Raw genomic sequence first — 14,822 nt, 5'->3', positions numbered from 1 at the left:
ATGAGGTGACAGATAATGATTAAAGAGTATCGCGGAACCAACACTATTATGGCCGAACAATTTACCGATAAAAATGAACAGGTGAAACGGTATCGCCTTTATCACCGGGCTTTTATTGAGGATGGGGAGTCATGGGTAATTGCCACACCTGAGGGGCCTATGCCAGTTCATTACGGTGATTGGATTGCTACTGGCGCCAATGGCGAACATTGGGTGATTGTAGATGAGATCTTTAAAAAGAACTATGAAGAACTACCGGGACAACCACAATCGGATTTTGAACAATTAGTTGCTGGCCTGAAACGTCGCACGAAGCATGTGGCCGGATCAAACATTCATATCAAAGTGAATACCACCGACCGAGGTCAACGCGAGGTTCTTGTGTGTTGGCCGGATGATAAGTGTATAGCAAAGTGTAAGAACTATATCAATGACCCAACGGAAGTTACTGTCACGGTGTTTGAACAAATACCAACGATCCCTTTTTTAGCGCGCCTAATGGCTGATGCGATTATTGCACTATCTGACTTCGCCGATAAGTGGAAAAAACTGGAGGAATTGAATAATGGAAACGTATATGAAAATGTTTAAAGAACCGACCTCTCGTCTGTATGTAAATCATAATGCTTTATTGGATCTAGTAAGTATGAACGATAAGGTCATTATCTTCCGCCATATCAATCCAGACCCAGACGCTCTGGGGTCTCAAAATGCATTAGCCATTATCTTACGTCAAATATTCCCAAACAAGATTATTGAGTGTGCAGGAAACACGCCGGACAATTTAAAATGGATGGACAATCTACGGAAGGAGGCATATAAACATTATCCGACACGCCGGAAACGTGCGAGCGATCAACTCATTGACGATTCGCGAACCATTGGTATCGTGCTAGATACGGCCAATTTAGATCGTATTGACGGTGATTATGAAGGCCTTCATGAAATGCACAAACTGTTTAAAATTGATCATCACCCAGTTAAACATGGCTACAATCTTGATTATTGCAATGTATTTATTGAAACCAATGCTTCTAGTACGTCAGAAATGATTGCTCGAATGTTTGACGACGTTGTGAAAGAATCCGAAGATCGCGAGTTGTTAGCATTATTGTATGCTGGAATCGCCGGCGATACTGGACGATTTATGTATGATAACACAACAAACATTACCTTTGATACTGTTGGTCGTTTGTTGGGCCGCTTTTCCTCGGGCTCTCGTCATTATGTAAACATGAAGTTGGGTAGCATTAACGAGTATCAGGCTAATTTGATGGGTTATGCATACGATCGTCGCTACTATCTAAACGATAATGTGGTTAGTTTGGTTGTCCCATACAGTCAAATCCGTGGTGGCCACGAAGCCGATGCTTATGTAACGATCGGAGCATTACAACGACTAGAAAAGCCCGAGATTGCTGTGGTCGCCGTTGAAAATGAAGATGGGTCCTACCGTATTCACTTACGGTCTAAGTTCAAACCAATCAATGAATTGGCAGCCAAATACAATGGCGGTGGGCACCCGTTAGCAGCCGGGGCAAAAGCCAAAGATCGTGACGAAGTTGCTAAGTTGTTCCATGAATTAGCCGAAGAATGGTGATACAATACTAGTAATGTGTACTCAGGATTAAGCCCCAGAATAGGGGCTTTTTCTTTTTGACTCATATGTGTGTCATTAAAACAAAAATTTTACTGACACATGTAAATTTGAGTGGCCGCTCCCCTACATAATAAAAAAGAGCTAGTCGTAATGACTAGCCCGGCCCATCATATGGGGATTATTGCTCACGTAAAAACGATATAAGGATCACCCCGGTTACCACCGGGAATACTGATAGTAGGATCCGTTTGACGGCAATAATCCTATACAATGAGTAAGTCGAGGTCCCAAAAACTGACCGGTATTCCGGGAGGAGTCAAACCGGTATGATAAAGTTGAGTTAGGTTTAGTAGCAGCTTCGCTTAGACCTCTTGTTATCGTATCTATCATACCGCATTTCATATCTCTTTGCCAAGTTTATGGTTGTTAAAGCTGACCTGTACAATCTTACCAGTGAACATATTAAGTGGCACTCCCAAAGCGTTTGCCCAGATCTCGTTTGGATAACTACAACCATATTCCGCCATAATTTGTTGTGCCATTTTCGGCGCAGGCAAGCCAAGGTGTTTCCGCATGAGGTCAAATGCGTCGTGTAAAGCAGTGGGCAGAATACCTTGCTTACTATCGACGATAGTTTGATACTGGTTTAACTTGTCAAATAGGCGGCGATACTGATTATCGTTAATCATCCCCACCCCTCTTGCATACTTTAAAGTGTAGATCGGGAGTAGCCCCCACCTATCCTTAATAGCAATATAGCTAGTTAAATCCGTAAGGTCGATATTTGCCAATTCATAGCCGGGTAGTAACAAGGCATAGGCAAAACGATCAGCCATCTTAACCATTTCACGGTGTTCTTGGGCGCTATCTCCAATGGCACCGTTGAATAAAACATATCTCCCTAGAGCGCGGGCCAAATTAAGTTGGGACTGGTAATAGTCATTTAGACTTGTGATTACAACGTAGTATTGGATGCCATCTAGTGTGGCGTAGCCGTCAATTGTCTCTGTTGCATTGGGTATATTAACTACTATAATTCCATGTGATTCTAACAATGCAACCATATTATCAATTGGTGCGCCACCTATACCCCAGAGGTTGCGTAGTTGGGCCGCGGAATCTTCTGGTGTACTATCACTTAAATCGGTGGACGATAATTGTGGAAAGTCAATGTATTGTTCAAAGTAATGGCGTAAGATAACAGCTGCGTGTTTATAGGTATCATACACACCATTTTGAGTTTGGCTTATGCCGAACCAGCTACGGTAGAAGTTACCCTCATCAAGGTAATTCAATTTCGCTTTTTCAGTAAAGAAGTTGGTGGGGAATTGCAACTCTCCCACAAGACTCATCAATGTTTTAAGGCTAATATTTGATCTATTGCTCTCATACCTAGATATCGATTGTTTAGATATATTGACCTTTTCGCTCAATTGACCTTTTGTCAGTCCTCGAAATAATCGCGCTTCCCGTACTCGTTCCCCATTAATCGTTAATGCCAATTACTAATCCTCCTACATAAATTACTTGTCTATCTTTATATTTTAGTGATATAGTATATATGTAAACGGAAGTGCTGGATCCACTTCCGAAAACCTACAAGGTGTTTACGTTGGGTGTGGACTAGCTGATCAGGCTAGTCTTTTTTATTGCCCTTTAACCAAGTAGTAAGCAACCGCAGAACGTTTACTACAACATTGGCAAGCAATAAGATGTCGTGAATATTCACGGCGGTCCCAACGCATACCTTAGTAGATTTTTGGCGACTAGATATTTCATCATGATCACCAAATTAATACCGCTACAATTTAGAAACAACGTAAACACTACAAGGTTTTATTTAGCGAAGGGTGTAGCTCCGTCCCTCCACTATACATATGATACCACAAAACACCCTTGAATTACCGGCATTCAGGTGCTCATATTGCCCCTCAGACGCATATTTAAAGTGTGTAACGTACACTCGTTAATCTACTTACAGCTGATGGCGAATTAAAATGAGACTTTTACCAAGCAATTTTTATATGGTATAATTGCAACCGAATACAAAATAATAAAATTGAGTATTCGCCATTACAATACGTTTTTATTTCGCACATCAAAACCCTAGGCAAACCAACACGGCTTAGGGTTTTTGTGTTTGAGATTGTCTATGTATATGCTATACTTAAGATACAAAGAACCCCACGGGCCGAACTGCCAAGAAACAGCCCGCGGGTGATGATTTATCTAAAAGGTCTTAAAGATTTGGCGGATTGCTATCGGGATTAGCTCCAACCACTCCCGGGCAATTCGCTTTTTCTTTTGCCCTTTCTCCATCTCTACAAGACGACTTTCCAGATCAGTTACCCGATCTTCGAGCTTTTTCAGCTTACGTTTCCGCTTTGACTTCGACAAGATAATCACCCCCTTTCCGTGGGGTTGATTTAATTATAAGGCTCATAAAACCCCTAGGTCAACCAACGTCAGCCTAGGGGTTTTATGTATCTTTCCAATAATTCTGTAAAAGTAATAATTTCAATCCGCGTCGGGTTCTGTCCCGGCGAAAATAAATGCGCGCCGCATCCTTGGTGTTATTTCAATCCGCACCGAGGTATTGCCCTCGGTGATAATATAGCTTAGGTCGATAACAATAATGGATGATGCTTCAATCCGCACCCGTTTATACGGGTGATAATAAAATGTTAATCGCACTAGCGAGGAAAAATTTCAATCCACGCGGGATTTAGAGGTCCCGCGAACCTCATTACAATTCATCCATGCTCTTATTATAGAACGTTAGCGCTTACAAATCAAGCTAAAAGTTAGTCCTCTTTATCATCCAAATTCTTTGACGGTAGATCAATATCCTTATGTTTCTTAATTGCATTTTCCGGTACATCAATAGCATATTCAGCTTTGGTCCGTTGTTGCCATGGTTTCCAGCCCTTATAAAACGGAGACATATCAATTGTAGTGGTTTTAACTGGGGCGTTCTCGGTTGCTTCCTTGGCTTGCTTTAGCAGATATTTAACCCGGAAGTTAAACGTCTTTGCATCACGGTGTTTAACACCATTGAATACACGGGTAATACGCCGCTTCGCATCTAGACCATCATACCGGTGTGGCATATAGATTACGTTAGCAAATTCGCCTAATTCACGCGTACCAATCACCTTAACCGGTGTGTACTTATTGTAGTGTGGGTGAATGTCATCCCCAACAAAATCACTACTTAATGGCCGTTCGCCATTTTCAAAGTACCCAATTGTTCCAGACTCAAGATCGATGGCTACCGCACAGTTCTCATTGTATTCTTCTTTAGTGCGTTCCTCATAAGCAATAAGGTAATTATCTGTTTCTAAATCGTGAATGTAGCGACCACTTTCTTCCCCATCAATGCTTTCGACTACATTAACGGCCCATACCACAGCAATCAAATCATTGCCATCAACTTGAATTTCTTTAACACAACGCCACTCTCCGGGGCACCAAGTGAGAGCAACCGAGCGCCCACTAAGAATGTCCGCGCGTTCATCGGCGGTCGTATGAGCATTGTAACGGTTCAAGAGTATTTCCAATTCAAGATCGGTCATGTCTGGGTTGAGTTCCCCAATCTTTTGCCGCTCAATGCTGGCATATTTAGTCAGATATTTGTAGATCTTGTTTAACTTCTTTTCGGCTGCTGGGTGTTTACTTGTCATGATAATGACGCCTTCCTTTCCATGATTGCCTTGTACAGGCCAACATAATCTTCCGGGGTAAGTTTGCCAATTGGCTGCCTACCCAGATCTGCGATTGCAACAACATAGATCGTAGATATGTCAACATACATATCTTGCCCTTCCAGAGACCAATCGTACGAACTTTTTAGTTTGTAGTCTTCTTGGGGATTGTCGGAGGGGATTGTTTTTATGAGTAAGGTACCAGCTTTGGTTGGTGATTCGTGAGTCACCACAATGCCAAAACCACCAAAGGACAACTCGGCGACGTAAAAAGCACTATTCGCCATCATTGTCACCATCCTTATCAATTACTGGTACATCTTTCAATAATTCGTCCCAACTTGGTAGGTCGGGCATCTTTTCCATCAGAATAGTTTGCCCGTATTTTTCATCAATTCCAATCATCAATTCACTACCTTGTTTGATGCCGAGTTGATTCCTAATTTCTGCGGGGATAGTAATCTGACCATTACGAGTAACTTTGACCATGTAGTTCATTTTTGCAACCTCCTTATTAGTAATTACTAGTCTAGTAATTACTAATTCCTTATGACTATATAATAGATTATCATTCCTAATTCGTCAACTACTTTCTAGTTATTAGTAACTAGTAATTACTAACATAGTAAATAGTTGGAAGTGTTATTCTTTTGAAATAACACTTCCCCATTCCCGGTATTGTTGGCGTAGTTTTCTCGCCAGATTTGAGAAGTGTTATTTTTAAGTTTAATTGTAGTAATAACACCTACTTTTGCGCGCTGATTTACTTGTTTGAGCATATAAGTTTAGGCTTTGGTGGTATTTAGTTTAGGTAGTATATACATAATAGTTAACCTAGACAAACAAAAAAGACACCCGATAACGAGTGCCTTAGTTAGGTTGATATGGATTTGATCATTAGGTAATGAGTGGTGTACAATAACTTTGTCAAGACATTGGCGACGCCTATCTCTTTTCTAGGAAGAAGGTGGTGCCAATGGAAAGTTCTATACAGCTCATGGACAACCTTCTTTACTCTTGTGGAGAAAGGCATCGTTCCATGAAAAATACGAAATGGTGGGTGGCGTTAAGCCCGGTAGGGTTCACCGCGCTCGCTCAAAGCCTTCACAATTTGCCATTAATAGTTCAACTGCTTATCTTGGCATTGTGTGGCGTCGGTATGGTCTACCTAATGATAAAACATTAGGGTATAGAAAAACCGTCCTTCGTAAGTTGTGGCGACTTTCGGACGGCGGCTATTGAGCAATTGATTTTGTGAGATAAGCGTCGTCAATCTCTTGGCGTTAGGTCTGGGTGTTGGTAGCGCCCGGGCCTTTTTCTTATCTACGAGTCTATTATATTACCCACCCTCTTGATTGTCCACATTATTAAACACTATTAAACACTATTAGACATTATTGAACAACATTCAACGCTATTCAACAATGTTCAACACAACAATAACAATCCATAAGGCAATATCAATCAACTGGATCCAATCTTTAGTCCCCAATAGAATAATCATTGACAAGATAATTACAGTTACACCAATCGTAATAAGAGCGCTGCTAATACGCTTGTTATACGATTTCAACTGCAAGAAAAGTAACAAAAAACCAAAAAACGCTAAGATAAATTTGACTAACATTAGCATAGTGTATATCGTCATTTAAATTTCCCCAAAACTACCACGGAAGCAAGGTTCCGAATTGGTGATAATAAGCGACCTCAAACTTATGAACTACACACCGACTAAAGTCGGTAGTTTCTGGGAACACGAAGTAGTATTTAGGATTGTTCGTCTGGTATTCCAGATACCTAACTTACAGAACTCCGCTATCTTACCAAGGCTAGTCCCTAGCCAATTAGCTTTAATCCCCGCTTTAAGATATTGACTGCCGCATTAATATCACGGTCGTGGTGAGTACCACATTGAGGACACGTCCACTCGCGGATTTCTAATGCCTTGGGTCCATCATTGTGACCACAGGTTGAACAAATGCGCGAAGTATTATTTGGACTAACGACCATTAATCGCTTGCCGTACCATTGACACTTATATTCCAACATAGTGCGGAACTGGTACCAACTGGCATTAGTAATCGACTTAGCTAAGTGGTGATTCTTTTGAAGGTTCTTGGTTTTCAAATCTTCAATCACGATCACATCATATTGCCTAACTAAGTTCGTCGTTAGCTTCTGCAAATAGTCCTTACGTTGATTGGCAATCCGTTGTTGATAACGAGCCTTCATTACTCTAGCCCGTTGCCAATTCTGGTAATCGTCAAGTTCTAGTTTGACGGTTTTGTGATTATGATTCCACTGTCGAACAGCTACATTGGCTCGGTGACAACGCTTAGAGTACCGACTTTGCCACTTGGTAGCTTGTTTTTCTAACCATTTGGCGTTAAAAGTTCCGTACTTAATTCCATCAGAACTGATGACTAAATCAGCAATTCCAACATCTAAACCAACCGTTTTTTCAGTTCTAGGCAACTGATTAACCTCAGCTTCAACCTGTAATGATAGGTAATAACGGCCCGTCGGGTCATGGCTGACCGTATAACGTTTAATTTTAACGTTCTGAAGCTGACTAGTTTTACTAGTTTTGATATAACCAAGCTTGGGCAATTTCAGATACCGTTTAGCCGCAACAAAGAGTTTTGATTTTCCGGTATACGACTGGTGATAACTCCGCCGACTTTTGAAACGCGGATAGCCCCCTTGGTGTTTGAACAGCATCTTAAATGCCTGATCTAAATTATGATTAACTACTTGTAGACTTGTTGAATCACTTTCCCTTAAAAAGGGATATTCTTGTTTCAAAGCTTTTAACAAAGCGTCCATTTGATAGCCATTCACAAAATGACTACTTGGATTGTTTTGATAACGGCTTCTCGCCATTGCCAACATTTGATTCCAAACGAAGCGGTCATTACCAAACATTTGCCATAGTTGTGCTTGTTGGTGCTTATTTGGGTACAAGCGTATCTTAATTCCTTTAATAATTTTACTCATTAACTGCTCACCTCTTTTCTTAGAAAAATTATATCATTAGCTGGCATCCATCCCATGACTAAAGTCACGGGCTTTCTGCCTAACAAATTAAGTAAATGCTTGCAAACAGTATATCAAATATCATTTCAACTAAGGTGGGTTCATCGTCGTTCATCATTGTGTTCCTCCCGCAAATGGCCCCGAAACTTAGCGACACGACGAATCCGAGTAAAAGCCATTTAAGAATGCCAACTAAAATACTAACCATCAATAAATACCGCCATTAGGAAAAAACAAACCGCCAAAATGCCGAAGAAGATTAACGTGACTCTGAAAAATTCCCACGTCCATGAACTGAAAAACCACGCCATAATATTCAAAAATGCCCATTGAAATGGCACAGAAATCGCATTTATAAATAAGAACTCTTCACCGTCCATTTATTCACCTCCATCAATTGTCTGCTAGATAGATCATTAGAAGGAACATTGGGAAACTAAACAGAACGGCAATCAAGCCCTCCCAATGACCGGCAAAAACCCCAATCATAGTCGTTGCAACAAATAGATATATCCAAAGGTAACCCATTATCACTACTCCTCCCAATTAACATGGTGGTATGAACATACGGCGTGGTACTCACTATCACCAATTTGTACTTGGTCACCTTCGTACACGGCTTTACCATCAACAGTACGTAAATTCATGGTTGCCTTACGGTCACACTTCTCACATACTGTCTTGATTTCTTCGATCTTGTCAGCCAATTCTAGCAGCCGCTTAGAACCATCAAACAAGTGGCCCGTGAAGTCAGTCTTTAATCCATAGCAGATAACCGGGGTATCACAGTGTACAACCACCGACCATAGTTGTTCAATTTGATCTGGGGTAAGGAATTCGGCTTCATCGACCAGTACACAATCACAATCAAGTTTGCCTTTGTCGTAATACTTGTGGTCGGTGATAATATCCAAAACATTATCTTCTGACTTGATCGCGATGGCTTCTGATTTGATTCCTAGCCGCGTTTTTACGATACCTACCCCAGCTCGGTCATCTAACGCGCTAGTGAGAAGCAATACGCGACCACCCTTTTCTTCATAATTGTGTTTAACTGCCAGTAATTGTAATGATTTGCCGGAATTCATGGTTCCATATCGGAAAAATAGTTGAGCCATATTACACCTCTTTATTATTAAAGGGGCACATGGCCCCCATTCTTTATTTTAGATTTTTAGTAATCATTGCGACCACCGGCACCGTTACGGCATTACCGGCTTGCTTGTATAGCTGGGTGTCGCTAAGTCCAGCCGCTTTTACACGATCAAATTGGTCGTCAGTAAAGCCTTGTAGTCGCCAACATTCTCGTGGGGTTAATCGCCGAATGGCGGGTTGCCCGTTCTTTTCGACCAAGATATGTGGTACACGTCCACCGCCTTGGGCCGTATTAAGTGTCGGACTAACTCCCGTAACTGAGATAACGTTATTAGATCGATAATTGCTACGTTGAGCAACTACTTTGATCGTTTGGCCTGGTCTAAGATTTGCTTCGTCTTCGCCGAATCCAGATAGTACCGATCTTCCACCCTCGATTCGTCCTCTAAGACTGCCGACAACATATACGCGTTCCCGGTGTTGAGGGACAAAGTTGGCAGAGTTGAAAACTCGCCATTCGACATTGTACCCTGCTTGGTCCATTTCAGCGATAACTCGTTGGAAATCGCGGCCCCCATTTGATGAAAGCAGGTTTTTAACATTTTCCAAGATGAGATATGTAGGTTTCGCTTCCCAATCGCGGTCATTAAGGAGTCTGATAACTTCAAAGAACATACTGGATTGCTCACCTTGTAGCCCTTGACGGTTTCCAGCAATGCTAATGTTGGTGCAGGGACTTCCAAAAGTCCAGATGTCTGCGTAGGGAAAGTCGTTGCCGTTTGGGATTGATTTAATGTCATGTGCTGTGTATAGTCCTTTCGTATCGTATAGTGCTTCATATGATTGGCGGGCGAATTTATCCCATTCTACCCAACCAACACATTCATGTCCGTTTTGTTCTAAGCCGGAGTGGAAACCACCAATACCGGCGAATAAGTCAATAAATTTCATAAATAGCCCCTTTCCATGGCTGTAATAACCTGCTTTTACAAGTTTATTTCGTGCAACACCTTTTTAGCTTTAATTACTAATTCATTATCATTCAATGGCTTGTCAGAAAATACGGGAGGATAACAACTATAATATGCTGGACGAATCGAATCATCTAACATGTCAATAAAATTATTAGTTGCTTTTCCATATGTTGTCTTATCAAACACATTATCGAATCGAAAATAGCAAACCTCAATTAGCCCAAGACCTACACATGTAAATAAATAAATCAAAAAGCATATTGGAATGGCGATAGCAGCGAAATACCATGTAACGCTCGTCTTGTTTAATAAGTCGGAGTAATACCGACCATCACCGTTATCAAGCTGCGATGAAACGTAGATTTTGCTCTTACCTACAATGCCATACTGTTTAGTTGTAACGTACAGGTACTTTTTGTTCTTATATTCAATATTTTTTCTGAGCATTTAATTCCCTCTATATAATAGGTAGAAACTAGTTACTTTATGTCTACTCTGGTCGTGCCATAAGACAGTCCAGTGATTACAAACGCCCAAAATAACGACCATTTCGGAATCAAATCAAAGTATTCGGTTAATAGATAGGCTACTCCCATCCATGCCGAAACGATTACTGTACCTTTGATAATCCATTTGAGTTCAGTCATAGTAGCACCTCGTTAAGATAGATCTTCGCATATGGCGCTAATGAGTCCGCCAAGCAAATACGCAATCGGTGTAATACAACCAGACGCTACTAGTGCGCCCCCGGAACTGGCCCCGAAGCCATATTTGAGTATTAATAACAAGATGATCCATAGCACCAGTATCCCGGTCGAAATCAGTATTACTCTTACCCCTGTTGACACTAGTCTGCTACCTCGTTTCCCAATTCATCTACCTTAATTGACTGGATTCGTAAGTCATTTAAAACATGGTGGCACGCCATGGCCACATCAGACCAGCGCGCTTCTTCTACATCAGTCTTTGCATTATCCATCTTGAGTGTTGCTAACCGCATTAATGCCAGAAAGTCAATGGTATTAATCGTCGCCTCCCGTTCAGAATCACATAAATGGTGATATGACCGCCATACGAACTCAATCCCGAATACTAATAAGATCAACCACATGGTTACATCATCATACTTATCTGGCACAAGGTATAGTATGAGACCAATAATCAGTGCGATGGCGGCGATAACATCAATATAAAGTAATGTTAGGATTACCGACCAAATCATTGGATGATCAGCAATTAAGGATGGCTCTTCCTTGTTAACTGATTTTGTTTGTTTCTTCCGGTTAAAGTAAATCTCTACTCATTCCCTTCTTAGAATCCTAATTCCGTAGCAACCTTAAGCAATTCAATCGTCTTGGCATTGCCCAGCCGCACTTCTTTGCCTTCGTTGGTTAAGATGGTCTTAACGCCCTTGCTACATAAGAATGACTTAATTTCAGACTTTAAACCCATTAACTATTACCTCTTTTCTTCTTTAGTTCTTGTTTAGCTTTTTCTTTTCCTTCTTAGTGTCAATCAAGCACTGATGCCATGCTAGGTTTGGCATTTCCTTCATTGCCATGACCACCTCTTGTTCCGACCATAATGACTTGGTATCTTCATCTCTTGCAAAGTCAAGTCCTAAAGTATAAAGATCGCCATAATCACCATAATTGATCAAATTAAGATCATCGCCAAGGTGTACTTGATACCGGGGTTCTCGCGTTTTTGCCCCGTATTCACGTTCTTCAATTGGTGTCGTAGCAAATTCAGTCACGATTCTTGCGAATTCAGCCCGCTTGTCAGCATCATCAGTCATCCACATACGATCGGGTTCCATTGAAAAACTAGCTGGTTCATATTTTTTAATTACCGCAAAGGCATCACTTTCATCTTCTTCCCATGCAATAAATAAGACAAAATCCATCCCGTAATAATCATCACTGGACCGAACCTTTAACCCTAGGTCTAAATCCTTAATAGCTTTCTTAAATTCTTTATACTTCATCGTTATCCTCCATTACAAACCCAACTACGGGGTCTTTTTGTTCTTGCTGTTCTAATTCTTCCTTAGCCGCTTCTCGATACATACGCTCGCGATTAGTGACAATAATTGCATAGATAATGGCGTTTACAATGGCCTGAATGCCTAACCCAACAATCATTGATAAGTAATGGTGGGCGTGGAATCCAAGCACGAAACATGCCAACATCCCCAAATTGTATAAACCGATAAAAGCTACACAAATAGCGGCACCAAGGTTTAATGTCAATTCATTTTTGATTGTTAATAGCCTCCGTCTTCCATGGCCTGATACCATTCATCTTGTTCATCTACGATATCTTGCCATTCTTCATGGGCCATTTCGGCACCACTGAAGCCGTCGTCATATCGTTTGTTGGCGTGATTAACCAATGGCATGATAATCTCGTCATAGACTAGCTTTAGCTGATCGTCCGTCAATAGTGGGCCAAGCTGTTTAAATGCACTGAGCAACTTCTGAGTCTCATCATATGGGAGAATGATCTTGTCAAGCTGATCTGATAATTGATCTTTCAATTTCACGTCCATCACCTCAATGTGCCAACTACTTGCGGTACCGGGCAATTCATAATTTCTGCTGGTACCACTAATGTAATTTGTTCTAAATGGTTAAACCATTTCACATCATCGCAATGATTTTCGAATTCTTTTGGAGTAAACTCCGTTTCCCAAGCTAATTTGCGTGCTTGCGCGTCATCGTATGCCCAAACAGCATACTCGTTATAGCCGTCAATATTGACGTCATATAAGGTCATTGTCTTGCCATTATCGTCCTTGGTTTTCAGACAATCATCACTAATTAGTTTCTTAGTAGCGTGGCCCATAATATGGCACCTCCCAAAGCTGCTGGTTAGCAAGCATGAAGCGACTATATACCTTTAAAACATCCGCAAACAATTCAGCTTCGTCAAGGTAGGTAATCCCCATTTCAAACCATACAAGATCCGGTTTTGCGCGCTTCCACCCTTCTAGATCCGTAGCAATCCATTGACGATTCTTGTAGTACACAATGGGCCTTAACTGACCATCGGATTCCCCCTGAGAATCAAGACCAACTGTTAAATTACTATCGATTAATCTTAATTTCTTTTTGAGATCAGCAATTTTAGCTTGAATCGCATTTAAGCGCTGCTGTTTGTCTTTATTTGTTTCCATTACTCATCATCACCTTTAAATAATTGCGGTATCTCACATTACCGCTCCTCTGCGTTAGTGAATAGCCAGTATGGTACCCAACAGGAGGACGAAATCTAATGACTCGATAAGTTGTTTTTCCGGCATCGTATAGGCGGTTTTGTGACTTTATCCTCTGTTCACGCTTTACTAAATAAGCGTGTCGTTTAGCTCTCTTTGTACTCATCTTCAACCTCACTGTACCAATCTATGTAATACGGGTTCTTGGTTTCGTAATATTCTCCCTCGTCCTCAAACCATCGCTCTTTAAGGCAATGCTCTGAGCAATACCAACGATGATCGTAGGCGTAAATGATAGGGTAACCACTTAAATCTTCCCCACACCGGTCACAATATTGCCTGTTCGGGTTCTCGCGGCCCGGCGATTTGCTTGTAGTCAATTCGACCTTTATCATCAATCACCTCCGTATAAGTACGTTGATTAATTGCCTTTTTGATTGCACGACATAAATTCAATCCATCAACATCTAAGTACATGGCAACATCTTCTAAGGCAAATAATCGTTGATTGTAATTGTCGTTATAGCCGCCCAAATCATTGATATAGGCATTCTCGGCAATACATACCTTCTGGTACATATCTAATACTTGCTTCAAAACATCTTGTTGGGCATCAAAATAGCCACGTTCATATTCAATAGTTTCCGGATCCATTACGCCACCTCACTCAATTTGCGCCCACACATCGGGCAATAGTAAATCCGAGTCGCAAATTCAACCCCAAAGTTAAAATCTTCACCGTCTTGGAAATGGGTACAGATCGCTGGATTGTCATCACAATCAACATCAATGCGATGGTAGCAATCGCCAGACCCGAAATACTTACCATACCGGCAATATGGACAACCCGGGTCGCGGGCAACATTAATCTTGGGGTTAATCACCTTAGTCATGTTGTCAATCACCATCGACCAATCATGAATGGTTTTTTCATTCGTTACTGTTGCTATATTAATCACCTACCTTTGCTAATCCCGGGAAGCTCCAATCAATCCACATGGTATGCGTATCATCATGGTAGGTAACCGCGTATCCTAGCCCACGTAACCAATCAATTAATGGTAGGCATTGTCGCCAACTTTGAAGCCCATCAACAATTTCTAAATGTGATTCACCTAGATCGGCCTTACGCATGATATTAACCATGGTTCTGTGCTTTTCATCTTGGTAGATACGCTTGTTGTTTTCTCGGCTTG

The 14,822-nt window shown here is 41.3% G+C and carries 22 protein-coding genes; 2 read left to right on the top strand and 20 right to left on the bottom strand.

Annotated elements, in window-relative coordinates:
- The first annotated feature begins 15 nt into the window (after positions 1-15).
- Positions 16-591: a hypothetical protein gene (locus tag FC43_RS11295; protein WP_191979092.1), complete on the top strand. Its 576-nt coding sequence runs from the start codon at positions 16-18 to the stop codon at positions 589-591.
- Complete coding sequence (locus tag FC43_RS02930; protein ID WP_056953964.1) at positions 566-1,600, top strand: DHH family phosphoesterase; 1,035 nt, start codon at positions 566-568, stop codon at positions 1,598-1,600. The genes FC43_RS11295 and FC43_RS02930 overlap by 26 nt, the downstream gene beginning before the upstream one ends.
- A 398-nt stretch (positions 1,601-1,998) precedes the next feature.
- Here FC43_RS02930 and FC43_RS02925 read toward each other — a convergent pair whose 3' ends face one another.
- The 20 genes from FC43_RS02925 to FC43_RS11345 form a co-directional block, all read right to left on the bottom strand.
- A complete protein-coding gene (locus tag FC43_RS02925; RefSeq protein WP_056953962.1) occupies positions 1,999-3,102 on the bottom strand; it encodes a helix-turn-helix domain-containing protein in 1,104 nt (367 codons plus the stop codon).
- 1,302 nt (positions 3,103-4,404) lie between these two features.
- Positions 4,405-5,283, bottom strand: coding sequence for a hypothetical protein (locus FC43_RS02920; RefSeq protein ID WP_056953960.1), 879 nt, complete (start codon positions 5,281-5,283; stop codon positions 4,405-4,407).
- Positions 5,280-5,594: a hypothetical protein gene (locus tag FC43_RS02915; RefSeq protein WP_056953958.1), complete on the bottom strand. Its 315-nt coding sequence runs from the start codon at positions 5,592-5,594 to the stop codon at positions 5,280-5,282. Before FC43_RS02915 ends, FC43_RS02920 begins: the two co-directional genes overlap by 4 nt.
- Complete coding sequence (locus FC43_RS02910) at positions 5,581-5,802, bottom strand: AbrB/MazE/SpoVT family DNA-binding domain-containing protein (protein ID WP_056953956.1); 222 nt, start codon at positions 5,800-5,802, stop codon at positions 5,581-5,583. Before FC43_RS02910 ends, FC43_RS02915 begins: the two co-directional genes overlap by 14 nt.
- Before the next feature lie 1,338 nt (positions 5,803-7,140).
- Complete coding sequence (locus FC43_RS02895; RefSeq protein ID WP_056953949.1) at positions 7,141-8,301, bottom strand: RNA-guided endonuclease TnpB family protein; 1,161 nt, start codon at positions 8,299-8,301, stop codon at positions 7,141-7,143.
- Between the two features lie 239 nt (positions 8,302-8,540).
- Positions 8,541-8,720, bottom strand: coding sequence for a hypothetical protein (locus tag FC43_RS02890; protein ID WP_056953947.1), 180 nt, complete (start codon positions 8,718-8,720; stop codon positions 8,541-8,543).
- 153 nt (positions 8,721-8,873) lie between these two features.
- A complete protein-coding gene (locus FC43_RS02885; protein ID WP_056953945.1) occupies positions 8,874-9,458 on the bottom strand; it encodes a thymidine kinase in 585 nt (194 codons plus the stop codon).
- Between the two features lie 43 nt (positions 9,459-9,501).
- Complete coding sequence (locus FC43_RS02880) at positions 9,502-10,386, bottom strand: DNA cytosine methyltransferase (protein ID WP_056953943.1); 885 nt, start codon at positions 10,384-10,386, stop codon at positions 9,502-9,504.
- Positions 10,387-10,421: 35 nt separating this feature from the next.
- The gene (locus tag FC43_RS02875; protein WP_056953941.1) at positions 10,422-10,856 is read right to left on the bottom strand and encodes a hypothetical protein; all 435 of its coding nucleotides are present in this window, start codon (positions 10,854-10,856) and stop codon (positions 10,422-10,424) included.
- Positions 10,857-10,888: 32 nt separating this feature from the next.
- Positions 10,889-11,056, bottom strand: coding sequence for a hypothetical protein (locus FC43_RS11000; RefSeq protein ID WP_156648237.1), 168 nt, complete (start codon positions 11,054-11,056; stop codon positions 10,889-10,891).
- Between the two features lie 200 nt (positions 11,057-11,256).
- Positions 11,257-11,520: a hypothetical protein gene (locus tag FC43_RS02870; protein ID WP_156648235.1), complete on the bottom strand. Its 264-nt coding sequence runs from the start codon at positions 11,518-11,520 to the stop codon at positions 11,257-11,259.
- Between the two features lie 200 nt (positions 11,521-11,720).
- Positions 11,721-11,861, bottom strand: coding sequence for a hypothetical protein (locus FC43_RS11230; RefSeq protein WP_164478919.1), 141 nt, complete (start codon positions 11,859-11,861; stop codon positions 11,721-11,723).
- A 22-nt stretch (positions 11,862-11,883) separates the two neighbouring features.
- Positions 11,884-12,396, bottom strand: a complete 513-nt coding sequence (locus FC43_RS02865; RefSeq protein ID WP_056953936.1) for a hypothetical protein — start codon at positions 12,394-12,396, stop codon at positions 11,884-11,886.
- Positions 12,386-12,709 (bottom strand): hypothetical protein, encoded by a 324-nt coding sequence (locus FC43_RS02860; RefSeq protein ID WP_156648233.1) that lies wholly within the window; start codon positions 12,707-12,709, stop codon positions 12,386-12,388. The genes FC43_RS02865 and FC43_RS02860 overlap by 11 nt, the downstream gene beginning before the upstream one ends.
- Positions 12,676-12,885 carry a hypothetical protein gene (locus FC43_RS02855; protein WP_156648232.1) on the bottom strand — a complete coding sequence of 70 codons (210 nt, stop codon included), beginning with the start codon at positions 12,883-12,885 and terminating at the stop codon, positions 12,676-12,678. The genes FC43_RS02860 and FC43_RS02855 overlap by 34 nt, the downstream gene beginning before the upstream one ends.
- Positions 12,886-12,959: 74 nt before the next feature.
- Positions 12,960-13,256 (bottom strand): hypothetical protein, encoded by a 297-nt coding sequence (locus tag FC43_RS02850; protein WP_056953927.1) that lies wholly within the window; start codon positions 13,254-13,256, stop codon positions 12,960-12,962.
- Positions 13,240-13,587 carry a hypothetical protein gene (locus FC43_RS02845; protein ID WP_056953926.1) on the bottom strand — a complete coding sequence of 116 codons (348 nt, stop codon included), beginning with the start codon at positions 13,585-13,587 and terminating at the stop codon, positions 13,240-13,242. Before FC43_RS02845 ends, FC43_RS02850 begins: the two co-directional genes overlap by 17 nt.
- Positions 13,588-13,953: 366 nt before the next feature.
- Positions 13,954-14,280 (bottom strand): hypothetical protein, encoded by a 327-nt coding sequence (locus FC43_RS02840; protein WP_056953924.1) that lies wholly within the window; start codon positions 14,278-14,280, stop codon positions 13,954-13,956.
- Complete coding sequence (locus tag FC43_RS02835; RefSeq protein WP_056953921.1) at positions 14,280-14,585, bottom strand: hypothetical protein; 306 nt, start codon at positions 14,583-14,585, stop codon at positions 14,280-14,282. Before FC43_RS02835 ends, FC43_RS02840 begins: the two co-directional genes overlap by 1 nt.
- On the bottom strand, positions 14,578-14,822 hold a 245-nt coding region (locus tag FC43_RS11345; protein WP_056953919.1), incomplete at its 5' end, for a hypothetical protein. The genes FC43_RS02835 and FC43_RS11345, both read right to left, overlap by 8 nt.

Origin of the sequence: Limosilactobacillus ingluviei DSM 15946 (assembly GCF_001435775.1) — a bacterium.
Taxonomy (GTDB): Bacteria; Bacillota; Bacilli; order Lactobacillales; family Lactobacillaceae; genus Limosilactobacillus; species Limosilactobacillus ingluviei.
The sequence above is the reverse complement of the archived record's forward strand: the minus strand, read 5'-3'. Positions and strand labels throughout refer to the sequence as shown.

Bases quoted from the DNA above. Each gene is read 5' to 3' on its own strand.
- FC43_RS11295 (WP_191979092.1), top strand. From the start codon at position 16: ATGATTAAAGAGTATCGCGGAACCAACACTATTATGGCCGAACAATTT.
- FC43_RS02930 (WP_056953964.1), top strand. From the start codon at position 566: ATGGAAACGTATATGAAAATGTTTAAAGAACCGACCTCTCGTCTGTAT.
- FC43_RS02920 (WP_056953960.1), bottom strand. From the start codon at position 5,283: ATGACAAGTAAACACCCAGCAGCCGAAAAGAAGTTAAACAAGATCTAC.
- FC43_RS02915 (WP_056953958.1), bottom strand. From the start codon at position 5,594: ATGATGGCGAATAGTGCTTTTTACGTCGCCGAGTTGTCCTTTGGTGGT.
- FC43_RS02910 (WP_056953956.1), bottom strand. From the start codon at position 5,802: ATGAACTACATGGTCAAAGTTACTCGTAATGGTCAGATTACTATCCCC.
- FC43_RS02895 (WP_056953949.1), bottom strand. From the start codon at position 8,301: ATGAGTAAAATTATTAAAGGAATTAAGATACGCTTGTACCCAAATAAG.
- FC43_RS02890 (WP_056953947.1), bottom strand. From the start codon at position 8,720: ATGGACGGTGAAGAGTTCTTATTTATAAATGCGATTTCTGTGCCATTT.
- FC43_RS02885 (WP_056953945.1), bottom strand. From the start codon at position 9,458: ATGGCTCAACTATTTTTCCGATATGGAACCATGAATTCCGGCAAATCA.
- FC43_RS02880 (WP_056953943.1), bottom strand. From the start codon at position 10,386: ATGAAATTTATTGACTTATTCGCCGGTATTGGTGGTTTCCACTCCGGC.
- FC43_RS02875 (WP_056953941.1), bottom strand. From the start codon at position 10,856: ATGCTCAGAAAAAATATTGAATATAAGAACAAAAAGTACCTGTACGTT.
- FC43_RS11000 (WP_156648237.1), bottom strand. From the start codon at position 11,056: ATGACTGAACTCAAATGGATTATCAAAGGTACAGTAATCGTTTCGGCA.
- FC43_RS02870 (WP_156648235.1), bottom strand. From the start codon at position 11,520: ATGTGGTTGATCTTATTAGTATTCGGGATTGAGTTCGTATGGCGGTCA.
- FC43_RS11230 (WP_164478919.1), bottom strand. From the start codon at position 11,861: ATGGGTTTAAAGTCTGAAATTAAGTCATTCTTATGTAGCAAGGGCGTT.
- FC43_RS02865 (WP_056953936.1), bottom strand. From the start codon at position 12,396: ATGAAGTATAAAGAATTTAAGAAAGCTATTAAGGATTTAGACCTAGGG.
- FC43_RS02860 (WP_156648233.1), bottom strand. From the start codon at position 12,709: ATGGTATCAGGCCATGGAAGACGGAGGCTATTAACAATCAAAAATGAA.
- FC43_RS02850 (WP_056953927.1), bottom strand. From the start codon at position 13,256: ATGGGCCACGCTACTAAGAAACTAATTAGTGATGATTGTCTGAAAACC.
- FC43_RS02845 (WP_056953926.1), bottom strand. From the start codon at position 13,587: ATGGAAACAAATAAAGACAAACAGCAGCGCTTAAATGCGATTCAAGCT.
- FC43_RS02840 (WP_056953924.1), bottom strand. From the start codon at position 14,280: ATGGATCCGGAAACTATTGAATATGAACGTGGCTATTTTGATGCCCAA.